This window comes from Capnocytophaga canis (assembly GCF_043187445.1).
Taxonomy (GTDB): domain Bacteria; phylum Bacteroidota; class Bacteroidia; order Flavobacteriales; family Flavobacteriaceae; genus Capnocytophaga; species Capnocytophaga canis.
Map to the genome: position 1 here is coordinate 1,727,642 of NZ_CP171121.1, position 13,074 is coordinate 1,740,715.

General features: G+C 35.5%; 10 protein-coding genes. 4 read left to right on the top strand and 6 right to left on the bottom strand.

Annotation, left to right across the window (positions count from 1 at the left end; genetic code table 11):
* Nucleotides 1-116: 116 nt before the first annotated feature.
* Both ACF3OB_RS07350 and ACF3OB_RS07355 read right to left on the bottom strand, forming a co-directional pair.
* On the bottom strand, nt 117-2,234 hold the full coding sequence (locus ACF3OB_RS07350) for a peptidylprolyl isomerase (protein WP_212895581.1): 2,118 nt from the start codon (nt 2,232-2,234) through the stop codon (nt 117-119).
* Between the two features lie 413 nt (nt 2,235-2,647).
* On the bottom strand, nt 2,648-2,851 hold the full coding sequence (locus ACF3OB_RS07355; protein ID WP_095893582.1) for a hypothetical protein: 204 nt from the start codon (nt 2,849-2,851) through the stop codon (nt 2,648-2,650).
* 289 nt (nt 2,852-3,140) lie between these two features.
* Here ACF3OB_RS07355 and rpoN point away from each other — a divergent pair, with 289 nt between their 5' ends.
* Nucleotides 3,141-4,607 carry an RNA polymerase factor sigma-54 gene (gene rpoN / locus ACF3OB_RS07360; RefSeq protein ID WP_172914423.1) on the top strand — a complete coding sequence of 489 codons (1,467 nt, stop codon included), beginning with the start codon at nt 3,141-3,143 and terminating at the stop codon, nt 4,605-4,607.
* Between the two features lie 212 nt (nt 4,608-4,819).
* Here rpoN and ACF3OB_RS07365 read toward each other — a convergent pair whose 3' ends face one another.
* Nucleotides 4,820-5,479: a YceI family protein gene (locus tag ACF3OB_RS07365; RefSeq protein ID WP_042008932.1), complete on the bottom strand. Its 660-nt coding sequence runs from the start codon at nt 5,477-5,479 to the stop codon at nt 4,820-4,822.
* A 247-nt stretch (nt 5,480-5,726) separates the two neighbouring features.
* Between ACF3OB_RS07365 and ACF3OB_RS07370 the strand changes: the two genes are divergently transcribed.
* On the top strand, nt 5,727-5,993 hold the full coding sequence (locus ACF3OB_RS07370; protein WP_042008976.1) for a TM2 domain-containing protein: 267 nt from the start codon (nt 5,727-5,729) through the stop codon (nt 5,991-5,993).
* 89 nt (nt 5,994-6,082) lie between these two features.
* Here the strand turns inward: ACF3OB_RS07370 and ACF3OB_RS07375 are convergent, their stop codons facing one another.
* Both ACF3OB_RS07375 and ACF3OB_RS07380 read right to left on the bottom strand, forming a co-directional pair.
* Nucleotides 6,083-6,778 carry a PAS domain-containing protein gene (locus tag ACF3OB_RS07375; protein WP_082021476.1) on the bottom strand — a complete coding sequence of 232 codons (696 nt, stop codon included), beginning with the start codon at nt 6,776-6,778 and terminating at the stop codon, nt 6,083-6,085.
* Between the two features lie 261 nt (nt 6,779-7,039).
* The gene (locus ACF3OB_RS07380) at nt 7,040-9,217 is read right to left on the bottom strand and encodes an endonuclease MutS2 (RefSeq protein WP_194295675.1); all 2,178 of its coding nucleotides are present in this window, start codon (nt 9,215-9,217) and stop codon (nt 7,040-7,042) included.
* Nucleotides 9,218-9,498: 281 nt separating this feature from the next.
* On the opposite strand from ACF3OB_RS07380, the gene ACF3OB_RS07385 reads away from it, so the two are divergent.
* Nucleotides 9,499-10,164, top strand: a complete 666-nt coding sequence (locus tag ACF3OB_RS07385) for a uracil-DNA glycosylase (RefSeq protein WP_042347834.1) — start codon at nt 9,499-9,501, stop codon at nt 10,162-10,164.
* 60 nt (nt 10,165-10,224) lie between these two features.
* On the opposite strand, the gene ACF3OB_RS07390 is transcribed toward ACF3OB_RS07385, so the two are convergent.
* Complete coding sequence (locus tag ACF3OB_RS07390; RefSeq protein WP_172914424.1) at nt 10,225-10,797, bottom strand: hypothetical protein; 573 nt, start codon at nt 10,795-10,797, stop codon at nt 10,225-10,227.
* A 516-nt stretch (nt 10,798-11,313) separates the two neighbouring features.
* Here ACF3OB_RS07390 and ACF3OB_RS07395 point away from each other — a divergent pair.
* Complete coding sequence (locus ACF3OB_RS07395; RefSeq protein ID WP_172914425.1) at nt 11,314-12,885, top strand: M81 family metallopeptidase; 1,572 nt, start codon at nt 11,314-11,316, stop codon at nt 12,883-12,885.
* The last annotated feature ends 189 nt before the right edge of the window (nt 12,886-13,074 follow it).

Consider the following 13,074-nt stretch of genomic DNA (forward strand, 5'->3'; position numbering starts at 1 on the left):
TGTTAATTGTCAATTGTTAGTTGTTAATCACTACTCTTTTGGTAAAGCATAAAAAACAAGGACTTGTTAATATCAGTATTAGCAAGTCCTCGTTTTTCTGTAAATCTCCAAAAATATTAATAGAAACTACTTAGATTTTCTTTGATTTCAGCTGCGTTTTTAAGTGCGTTGTACACCTCTTGTGATGCACGACTCACTTTTAGTGTCTCTAAACTTTTGCGTTGTGATTTTAAATCACTTGGAGCTTGAGCAGGAGAGATTGCAGTAACTTCTACTACGTACACAGCATTCTCACCCTCAATAGGTTTGGAGGTTTGTCCTTGTTTCAAAGCAAACACTGTCCCTACTACTTTTGGTTCACGACCTTCACCGATGATAGTTGGATTATTCATTGACAGACCTGTAGCAGTTCTTACTTCAGCATTATTTGCAGAAGCAATTGCATCTAAGGAAGCTCCTTTTGCTTTTTCAGCTAATATTTGAGCTTTTTTCTCACGTATAAGAATTGGTTTTACAAATGGAGCCGCATCTTGTACAGAAGAAACGCCTTTCTCTCCTTTTTTTGTCAATTGAGCTACGATGTAGCTTCCTCCCGCAGTGAATTTACGGATGTCACCCACTTTAGTGTCTTCTTGGAAAAGCCACTGTACAATTTGTCGGTTGTTGCCTAATCCAATGATGTATTCGTCATTTTGTTTTAGGTTGTCAGCACGAAGCACTGTTAAGTCTGATTTTTTAGCTACTTCACCAAAGTTTTTAACATCTGCTAAAGCGTCCATTTCAAACTTAGAAACCTTTGTGAACAAATCGTTTAGTGTTGTTTCTGACGGTTCAATATTTCTTGTGATGGTTGCTATTTGTACGGCATTTGCTTTTTCAGTAACTCGTACAACGTGGAATCCGAAATCTGTTTCAACTACTCCAATGTGTCCAACCTTATTTGTAAATACGAAATCTTCAAAAGGCTTAACCATGCGTCCGCGGGTAAAGAAACCTAAATCACCACCACTGTAATTTGCTCCTGGTTCTTCTGAGTTTTCTCTTGCCAACTCAGCAAAATCAGCTCCTTCCTTCCGAGCCTTTGCTAAAATTTCGTTAGCTTTTGCAAGAGCCTCTTCTTTGGTGCGTGTTGTACTCTCATTTGCTGCACGACTTCCTGCGTAAGCTATCAATATATGACTTGCCTTTACAGCACCGTTGGTTTCTTTGGCAACCATGCGTGATAGTTTCAGCACTCCGTTATCATCGTAAGGTCCAAAAGTTTTTCCTACTGGTAGAGCAAATAAGGTGTCAGCATATACAGTTGGTAATTCTGACTTAGTTACGTATAGCGAGTCATAAGGAGAATCAGAATTTTTCTCAATAAACTCACGGATGTTTTTTACGTTGGCAAATCCTCCAATGGTGTCATTTGAGTTTGTGGTGCTGTTGTATACCACTTGTGGCTCCAATAAACGTAATAAGGATGCTTTGTCAGCTTCAATATCCTCAGCAGAAGCTTTTTCGTTCACTACAATGTACTGGATGTTTCTGAAAGCCTCTTGCTCGAATTGTTTTTTGTTTTTGCTGATGTATGCTTTTATGTCGCTGTCACTCACCGATACAGTGCTGTCAGGGATTGAACTGTACTGCAAGGCTACGAATTTTATGTCGGCTTTGTCTTGTTCTTGGTGATAAGCGATTTCGGCTTCAGCGTTTGTAACTCCTAATCCAGCACGGATTAAGTTAAAGTACATTTGTTGCTTCGCAGTTTCAACAAGTGCATTTTCTTGCATTTTCCATTCTTGGTAAGCTTGCGGGTTACTTGCTTTCAGTGTGGCTAAATAGCTGATAAATTTTGAAGGATCAAATACACCAAGATCATTCGTAAATTCAGGGCTTTGAGCCAAAGGACTCTTAGCTAACACTGACAAAATTTGATCTTTTTCAATGCTTAATCCCAATTTTTCAAATTGTTGTTTTAAAAGGATGCTACGAACGTTTTGTTCCCATACGTATTTTGCAGCTTCAAGGCTACTTGCTTGTCCACCTGCTCCTTGAACAGCGTTTTCCACCTGAAAGCGGAAAGCATCAATGGAAACATCTTCTCCGTTTACAGTTCCAATTTCAGTAGTTTGCCAATTACCGAATCGTCCTGAACCAATGAAGTCAGAGATTACGAAAGCGAAAAGAGCTAACCCTATAATCGCAATAAGAAATACGGTACGGTTTCTAATTTTTTCAAGAATTGCCATTTTTGTTATGTCTAATTTAGTATTAATAATCAATCGGCGAAGTTAATACTTTCTGTGGAATTATAAAAATATCTTACTAAGTTTTTTTTCAAAGCGGATTTAATTCTCAAATGCATCTTTTGTTAAACAAAATTATTACATTATTTTTTGTGTTCTTTAAAGCTCCGTGTAGATACTCTATCGTTTTGAAATGAGGTGTTAGAACTATTTCGTTAGACCTTTGAGTATATGTTCTGTGTTCGTGTGTTTGCTATTAATTTTGAGTGTATTTTTTATTTTTTTAATTATTTTATAACAGGTCTGTTTTTAGAGATGTGCTACAGGTTAATCCATTGATTTTTTTATTCTTATAACAAAAAGGGCAGTCCTAAAAACTTGGACTACCCTTTATTTGTACTAAGAGAACCGAATTATTAACCTTTAATAAAGGTAAAAGTAAAATATCCGTCTTTATCTTTAGTTGTTAAATGACTTGCTTCAGATTCTAAGTCTGCTTTGTTTTGGTAATAACTGTCTATACGAAGTTTTACAAATTTTTCATCATGAGTTCTTATCACAAGAATCTTTCCAGGCGTAGCTTTAATTAAATGTGTAGGATGGCCTGTGTATGTTGCCATATGAAAGTTGCTCCTGTGTTCTGTTTTTTAGAGAAATTTATCGAGGATAGTTAGATTTATTATACGAAACAAAAAGTCGTATTTTTTTATATCTGCTTGTGTGCGAAATGTTTGTTAAATGCTAAATTAAAAAGTATATTTTAGAGATATTAATCTTTGTTTTTCTCATTTATTGAGTTAATAATCAAGGTTAAGTTTCTTTTGATTTTTAGTGAATAATACTGTTATATTCATTTTTTTTCTTCCTTTTTTTGCGTATTTTTGCCCCTAAATTCATTCAATATACAATATGTTAAAGCAAAATTTACAACTGAAACTTTCGCAAAAATTATCACCTCAACAAATTCAATTGATGAAGTTGGTGCAATTGCCTACGTTGGCTTTTGAACAACGCATCAAACAAGAATTGGAAGAAAACCCTGCTTTGGAGTCGGGGCGTGAAGAAAGTGAATATGACGAATTTGCAGATGAATTTGATAACTCTTCAGACGAATATAACGATAGTGAAGTGATTGATATGGAGGATATTAATATTGATGAATACCTCAGTGATGATGAAATTCCCGAATATCGATTGCATACCAATAACTACAGCGATGATGATGATGAAAAAGAAATTCCTTTTAGTGCCGAAGTGTCTTTTCATCAATCACTTTTAAATCAATTGAATACGTTTACTCTTTCCGACGAAGACTATTTCATTGCTGAATTTTTGGTAGGGAGTATTGACGATAGTGGGTATATCCGTCGCTCTATCCAGGATTTAACTGATGACTTGGCTTTTACACAAAATATTTATACAGAAGAAGATAAGGTAAAACAAATCCGTGAACAGATTATCTTTCAGTTAGATCCTGCGGGTGTGGGTGCATTTGACTTACAAGAGTGTCTTTTGATACAACTTCGCCGTAAAAAAACGACTTCATCTGTCGATTTGGCTATAGAAATTATCGAAAAGGCATTTGAGCTATTCACTAAAAAGCATTATGCTAAACTGCAACAAAAGTTTTCTATCTCAGAAGATGAACTCAAAGAAGCCATACAAGAAATTGAACGTTTAAACCCTAAACCAGGAAGTTCTTATTCGGGGAGTAATGTTCAAGTAGAGCAGATTATTCCTGATTTTACCATCCGAGTGAATGATAATGATTTGGAACTCAGTCTTAATGGGCGAAATGCTCCTGAATTGCATGTTTCGCGAGAGTATTCCGAAATGCTTGATACCTACAAAAAAGCCAAAGAAAAGACCTCTTCGCAGAAGGAAGCAGTTTTCTTTATTAAACAGAAGTTAGATTCTGCTAAATGGTTTATTGATGCCATCAAACAGCGTCAGCAAACACTTCTAGTTACCATGGACGCTATCATGCAACACCAACGCGAGTATTTTCTTACAGGAGATGAACTGAAAATAAAACCGTTGATTTTAAAGGATATAGCTGATAAAATAGGAATGGACATCTCTACCGTTTCAAGAGTAGCGAGTAGTAAGTATGTAACCACACCTTATGGTACCAGATTGATTAAAGACTTTTTTTCCGAATCAATGAAAAATGATCAAGGAGAAGACGTTTCTACACATGAAATTAAGCAAATACTACAGCGCATCATCGCTAAAGAGGATAAAAGCAAACCTTATCCTGATGACGATTTGGCACAATTGCTTAAAGAAGAGGGATATCCAATCGCAAGGCGAACAATTGCTAAATACCGTGAACAGCTCGATATCCCGGTTGCAAGACTTCGAAGGGAGTTGTAAAAGCTATTGTTGTAGGATCTTTTTCACGTTACCAGTTGTTATAAACGATTTCAGGTTCAAAAGGTACAGCAATTTTAGACAGTATTCTTATAGCTGTTTACTTCTCTCGTACTCCATTTGCAAATCATTACTTTAGCCATAAAATAAATAAAAAAGACCGACTGGGTTTCCCAATCGGTCTCTTTTATTAGGACTACTAATAAAAAATTAGATTATTTTGTAGCTTTTACTTTAACAACCAATTCGATATCGTCGTTAATGAATTTGTCTTTAAGGTTGTCGAAAATTGATTTTGAAGCGTAATTTACACCGAAATCAGTACGGTTAATTGTAAAAGATTGAGAGTCAATAACTACTTCTGAGTCTGTTACAGAAACTGTTGCAGGGAAAGTTACTTCTTTTGTAATTTCTTTCACTGTAAGATCTCCTGTTACGTTTGTTCCGTCAAATGATTTGAAAACAAATTTAGCAGTAGGGAATTTTTTTACGTTAAAGAAGTGATCTTCAGCATCTTCTTTACCGGTTCCTTTTAAGTGGCCTTCTAAGTCTTCTTTTCCATCTCCAGCAGCTAAGTCTAAAACAACGATAGAGTTCATGTCTAAAACAAACTCTCCTGATACGATTGATTTATTTTCAACGTTTACTGTACCTTCTGAAACGTTCACAGTTCCATTGTGTTTTCCTGCAGGTTTTGATCCAACCCATTCAATTACAGAGCTTGGAGCTACTGTATAAGCCACAGAGCCAACTGGTTTTTCTGTTGAAACAACTTCTGTTTGTTCTGTTTGAGTTTCGCTTTTCTTTGCGTCACTTTTACAGCTTACGGCGATCAATGAAGCAATTACTCCTAATCCTAATACGATTTTTTTCATGTTAAATGTTTGTGTTTAAATTTTAAATTTGTAAATTGGGGCAAAGCTATCAATTATCTCTTTACATGTTGTCTAAAAAAAATGTTAATTAACATATTTTAATATTTTAAAAGTAAATGTAGTGATTTTGTTGTTGTATTTCCCACTGAATTTTAACGTTTTGATATACTTATAATTTTGTCTTTTTCTTTTGTGTTATAAAAAAAATCCTTACTTTTGCCTATGAATTAAGTAAAAAATAAAAGTTATGAGTACAGAATTAAACAACAGTACTATCTCTAAGCAAGAAAATAAGAAAGTACTTGCAGGGGTTTTGGCCTTGGTATTAGGCTCAATAGGAGTTCATAAATTCTTTTTAGGATATACGAAAGAAGGAATTATACAGATTGTATTGACAGTCGTTACTTGTGGGATAGCTTCTTTAGTGCCTCTTATAGAAGGCATCATTTACTTAACTAAGTCTGATGAGGAGTTCTATAAGATTTATCAACAAGGGCGTAAACCTTGGTTTTAAAAAATTAAAAGTTAGCAAACGAAAAAGGCTGTCTCACGACGGCCTTTTTCAATAATTAATTAAAATCTAATATAGCATGAAAAAACTTTTTATGACACGATTTTAGACAAAAAACCACCTTTTTCAGCAGATTTATCGTCTTCAGCTTCCTTACTTACCTCTTTTGAAATAACGCTTTCAATTTCTTCCTTATAGGTTTTTAGTAAGTTTGCTACAAATTCGTAATATGAAACTCCCATATCTTCCAAATACCCCATAAAATATTTCTCGCTAACCTCCAAACCATTAACTTGCTCAATTTTTAGCAAACGTCTGTATAGCGGTTCAATGGACTCTTCAATAATGCTCTTGGGCAATGCTTTGCGATAGGATACAAATCCAATAATTTTATCTTCAGCGTCTTTTTTGATTTCAAAGTTCGTAATCACCCAATAGTATTTCCCACTTTTTGACATGTTTTTGATGATGGCGTGGAAATTTTCACGAGTTTTTAAGTTGTCCCAAAGGATTTTAAATACAACTTTCGGCATGTCTGGGTGACGAATGATGCTATGTGGTTGCGACATCAATTCGTAAGCTTCATAGCCAGAAACATCAATGAAATCATCATTGGCGTACTCAATATTTCCAAATTTATCGGTTCGGCTCATCAAAGTTTTTGATTTATCCCACTGTACCTCTTCATTAATAGGCGTAGGGCGGACAACGCAATTTTTCTTAGCTCCGCCTTCAGTTTCTTTAAGAGAGTTTGTGTTTGTTTTTGTTTCGTCGCTGTTGTTTTTCATCTTTCCGACCTTAATTTTTAAAAGCACATCTGTTGTGAGATTTTCTATTCCTTTTTTTTGACTAAGTTGCCACATTATCCTGTCATAGAAAAACATTGTCATTCTATGTCTATTACATTGCAAATCAGTAATCAAGCCTAAATGAGTTTGATAGAAAAAAACTTTGATGTGGGCAAGTTATAATAAAATGTAAATATTTACAAATTCATTAAATGTTAATTAACTTTTTTTAACTTTTGTGTTTTTGTAATGTTCTGATTTTTAGTTTTTTACTTTTTCAACCAATTCTAATTCTGAAATAGCTACAGTGGTGGTAAACATGCCGTAATTCACAATAGCTTTTCCCTTCTCAATTTTATCGATGACACCAACGCTACGACTATCTTTGATGCGTACTCGGTCATTGATTTTTAACATGCGTTGCATTCGTTCTTTGGCGGCTTCCTCCTGAGTGATTTTTGCCTTTTTTTCAGCTTTTTTCTGAATTCTGATAGCTTTAATTTCTTTATTAACTTCAGTCTCTATGGTCTTTTTTTGCTCTTTTTTTTGTGTTTTTTCAACTTTGGAGAGTTGCTTTCGTTTAGCGTTTTCACCCTCAATAATTCGCAATATGTCAGATACTAATGAACGTCGCTTGCCGTCATAAAAATAACGCTCTGCTACTTCGTCAATTTTATTTCCTAAGTAAATCATTCGTTGATTATGATCGTAAAGCTCTTGATAATTTACCAGTTTAGACTTTATGCGTTCGTTTAACTCCTCCAAGCGTTTGGCTTCTTCACGTGCTTTAGCTTCTTCATCTTTCAGATTTTCAGTGGTTTTTTCCATTTTGCTTCTTTCTTTTTGAAGCTTCGCAATGGTAGCGTCAAAACGAACTTTTCCTTTTTCAATTTTCTTTTTAGCACGGTTTATCAGTCCAAAAGGAATTCCATTTTTTTGAGCGACTTCAAAGGTGAATGAACTTCCCGCTTCTCCTACGATAAGTTTGTAAATAGGTTCTAAGGTTTTATCATTGAACAACATATTAGCGTTGGTAGCATGAGGCAATTCATTGGCTAATATTTTTAAATTAGCATAGTGGGTGGTGATTACTCCAAATGCTTTCCGGTGGTAGAACTCTTCCAAAAAGGTTTCGGCTAACGCGCCTCCAAGCTCGGGATCACTACCAGTTCCAAATTCATCAATTAGGAATAGCGTACGTTCATTGCATTTTCGTAAAAAATAGTTCATATTCTTCAAGCGGTAGCTGTATGTACTCAAATGGTTTTCAATAGATTGGTTGTCGCCTATGTCTGTTAAAATCCGTTCGAATAAACACATTCGACTGCGATGATGTACAGGAACGAGCATACCACTTTGTAGCATCAGTTGTAGTAATCCAATGGTTTTTAATGTGATACTTTTTCCTCCTGCATTAGGGCCTGAAATCACGATGATGCGTGAATCATCTGTGAGTTCAATATTTTGTGGATAGGTTGGTTTACCTTTTTTTTGATTGTTCAAAAACAAGAGTGGGTGATAGGCTTCCTGCAAAAATAGCACCCTTTCTTCTGTGATTTCAGGAAGTAGCCCATTCATGATTAACGCATATTTTGCTTTCGCATAAATGATGTCAATGGCTGTGATGTAGCGTTGGTAATCTTTGAAAAGAACTACATATTGACTCAAATAGGTTGTGAGTTGCTTCAAAATACGTTGAATTTCTTCTTTTTCATCGTATATTAAATTGGTCAATTCTCGTGAGTACATTTCTGTTTGTCTCGGCTCGATATATACGATGCTTCCCGTTTTGGAACTACCCAGCACTGTTCCGAGAACTTTTCTGCGATACATTGCTTTGACAGCAAGTACCCGACGATTATCCACCACGGTCTCTCGGATGTCATCCAAATAGTCCGAAGCATTGTACTCAGCTAAGGTTCGATTAAAACTTTCATTGATTTTTCCTTTTAAAATGCTGATTTCCTTACGTATATTCCCCAAGGTTTGGGAAGCGTCGTTTTTGATTTCGCCAAATTTGTCAACGATTTTATCAATAGCTTCGGTAATATCGGTAGTGTAATGGATGCTTTCTGCTGTTTCGTGTAAAATGGAATATAGTTCTTTAAATTTACGAAAAAACTGAATATGCGTATTCACGGTTTGCGATATCAAATAGAGTTTTCGTATAGCAGAGAGTTCGAGCGTTGTGTTTTCTACTTGTAATAGCCGTATTTCTGAACTAATTTTCTCACAACTATGTCCTGGGATAGTATTGTTATTTTGAAATGAAGCTAAATATTCATTAGTTTGTTGCAATGCAAAGAGTAAAGTTTCCTTATCCTCAAAGGGTTGCAAACGCAAGGCATATTTTTTCCCTAATTCGGTGTGACATATTTCAGAAATATGTGTGAGAACAGTTCCGAATTCTAAATCTTCAAGTGTTTTATTGTGAATCATTTAAGGTACAAATATATATGTTTTTGTGAGGCGTATCGTGTACGTCTTTTCTATATGTTGAGGTTGTTCGAAAGTTTTGTTTTTAACTGCATCTGTTTGAAATTCAGCTTACTTTTAGGTTTCTTATCTGCTATAAATTAGGTATTCACACATATTAAAAGCTATTTTTTTGGATACTTCTCTTGCAAGTGATACTTCTGAATTCTTATTCGGAAAAATTCAAGTTTCAAAATTAATTGTTATTTTTGTTCTTCATTTTGACGTGCAAAAATATTAAAAAAATGGAAGTAAACATTCATTCTTCATGGAAACCTTATTTAATTAGCGAATTTCAACAAGATTATTTTCAGAAATTAGTGAGCTTCATTAAACATGAATATACACAAGGGGTATGTTATCCGAGAGGGCAACAGATATTCGCAGCTTTTGATTATTGCCCGTTTGAAAATGTGAAAGTGGTTATTATAGGTCAGGATCCTTATCATGGTGTAAATCAAGCTAATGGGCTGTGTTTTTCAGTACAAGACGGTGTCGATCATCCTCCATCGTTGATAAATATTTTTAAGGAATTGCAACGGGATTTGGGAGTACCTTATCCTTCAAGTGGTAATTTGGAACGTTGGGCAAAGCAAGGAGTACTGTTGCTCAATGCTACGTTGACAGTTCGAGCTAACCAAGCAGGAAGCCATCAAAACCAAGGATGGGAAACTTTTACAGATGCTGTAATACGTTTGGTCTCTGAACAAAAACAACAGGTGGTGTTTATGCTTTGGGGTGGTTACGCTAAAAAGAAAGCTAGTTTAATAGATGCTTCCAAACATTATATTTTGACTTCTGGGCATCCGTCGCCATTGAGTGCGAATCGAGGGTATTGGTTTGGTAATAAGCACTTTAGTAGGGCAAATCAGTACTTAGTATCTGTTGGAAAAGGAGAGATACAATGGTAAAAAGAGAGGCTGCCTTTCGGGACAGCCTCAGATGTAAGTTATGCTATATTAGATAAATGCTTATTTTGAATATTTATTGACTTGCTCTTTTGCTTTTATTGCTTTGAGATTCAATTTGTTAATTTCTTGTTCTTTTTTCAGAATTCGATTTTTGTATTTCAATTCGTCTGATGAAGAAAGATTTCCTTTTGCTTTTTTACTTTCAAATTTATTCTGCTCTTGAGCCAATTCGTTTTGCTTCATTTTAACTTGAGCTTCAATTTTTAGAACTTGCTGTTGAGCTTTAGCTAAATTTTTTTGTTTTTTCTCAGCTTCTTTTTTGGCACGTTCCTCTGCTTTTTTAGCTTTTTCCTGAGCTTTTTTGGCCTTTTCTTCAGCCCGTTTTACTTTTTCTTCAGCTTTTTTAGCTTGGACTTGAGCTTTTTCCTCTGCTCTTCTTGCTTTTTCTTCTGCTATGAGCACCTCCTTTTGGGCTTTTTGAGCTCTTTGTTCTGCTTTTAAGGCTTCTTTTTCAGTCTTTAGTTCAATGTTTGAGGGGACGGTTTGTGTCGATGTCCCTGTAGTTACTGTAGTTTGAGCGAATGATATTTGTATCAAAAAAAGCCCAACTACTAAAGCGTAAAGTTTTTTCATATTCTAATGTAATTTGTTTTTTTCGATACAAAAGTATGTATTTATATCTGTTAAATAAAATTAATTACAAAATTTTAAGAGTTTCATTAAGAATTAATTAATCGTAGGTTTCAAGTTTTACTTGTTTTAAGGAGCTAACATATAGTTGTTTACCGTATAAAATAGCTCTTGTTGGAATTTGTAGATTTAACAATTTAAAGTGCGTTGTTTTTTCAATTTTTCAATTTTTTTTGTGAATGGACAAGTGAAAAATTCGAAGCATAAACAAATCAAGTGGATGTATTGTAATTATTTGCTTTTTTCCGATAGATTAGACCTCTCGGGTGAATTATGTTAAGCCCGAATCTGCAGAAAAATTTGTACAAAGTTACTTAGGGTTTGCTCTGAATAAGAAAGATAGTTTTTAAACTCATAAATGATTAGCAGTGAGGAAAAATAAGTTTCTTTGGGAGATTATTTTGTATTTATTTCATTTTTTTTGTATTTTTGTGCTATTATTAACCTAATTTTGTAGTTATGAAATACATAAAAAGAACTCTATTTCTTTTGGGGTTGTCCTTTTTTATAGGTTGTTCCTCAAAAACAGAGAAAAAACTACCTCGTATTGCTATTGCAGGTATTGCCATTGAGTCAAGTACGTTTTCACCCGCTGTTTCCGATGAAGACGCTTTTCCGTTGCGTATAGGTGATAGCATTTTCTCGTATTACAATTTTTTTGTTCCCGATTCGTCCGTTGTGCAACGGGCTGAGTGGGTGCCTACTTTGCGTTCACATGCTATGCCTGGAGGTATTGTAAAACGTGAGGTTTATGAAAAAATGGTAAACAAGACACTTGAAATGCTCAAAGAATCCTTGCCTATTGATGGTCTTTTCTTCGATATTCATGGAGCGATGAGCGTTCAAGGATTGGAAGATCCTGAGGGAGATTTAATAGTTCGAATTCGTGAGGTAATTGGTGATAAAGTTCTGGTGTCTTCTTGTATGGATTTACATGGAAGTGTTTCACCTCGTTTGGCACAGCATGTAGATATGATGACTTGTTATCGACTTGCGCCGCATGAAGATGCGATGATTTCTAAAAAACGGGCTTTGGTGAATTTGATTGACCGATTGGAGAGTGGCAAAGGCAAACCAGCCTACAAAGCATGGATTCCTGTGCCAATTTTGCTTCCAGGTGAAAAAACAAGCACACGCATTGAACCTGCCAAAAGTCTTTACGGACAAATTCCGAGTCTCATTGACGGAGATAAGGTCATTGATGCTTCTATTTGGATGTCATATCCATGGGCAGACGAGCCTCGCAATCACGGGGTTGTTTTGACTTATGGTGATGATAAAGAAGCTGTAGGCAAAGCGGCAGAAACCTTGGCGAAACATTTTTGGGATGTACGCGATAAATTTGAGTTTGTAGCACCAACAGCCTATTTGCCCGAGTGTCTTTCACAAGCCTTAGCGAGTACAGAAAAACCGTTCATTATCAGTGATATGGGAGATAACCCGACGGCAGGAGGAGCAGGTGATGTTACATGGACACTTACCGAGCTTTTCAAACGTCCTGAATTTAAATCTGAAAAAGGAAAAAGTGTTATTTACGCCTCTATTCCTGATGCTGAATTTGTAAGACAAGCACAAGCTATTGGAGTAGGAGGTAAAATTGATGCTTTGGCAGGAGCCCGTGTTGACGATCGTTACGCTCCGCCAGTGCGTGTGTCAGGAACCATTACAGCTATTGAAAAAGACGATAAAAACAATACGATTGTAGTAGTTAAAAGTGGAGCTATTTCTGTGATTATCACCGAAAAACGAAAAGCGTATCACTATGAGCGTTACTTTACTGAAATTGGGTTAAACCCTCGAGAAACGGATATTTTAGTGGTAAAAATCGGATATTTGGTACCTGAACTTTACAATATGCGTAAAGGCTGGGTAATGGCTTTAACGCCAGGTGGTGTTGATCAGGATTTATTGCGTTTGCCTTACAAAGGTATCCAACGTCCGATGTATCCATTAGATGCAGATATGCCTACGCCTAATTTAAAGGCTCGTTTTGTGCCGTTGGCAGATGAGCCACCAGTTACGAAACTATGATTTTTTATCACATATAGGAGGCTATTTGGGGAATTTTCCATAGCCTCTTTTTTGTGTGATTGATTGCTATTACTTAAGTCAGACTTCTCAGAAGTATAAAGAAACCTCATCAAAGTTTTCCACTCAGAGCGGTTGAATTTGATGAGGTTTTACAGCATAATTTTGAAAGAGAAAGTCGCTAAAACGATA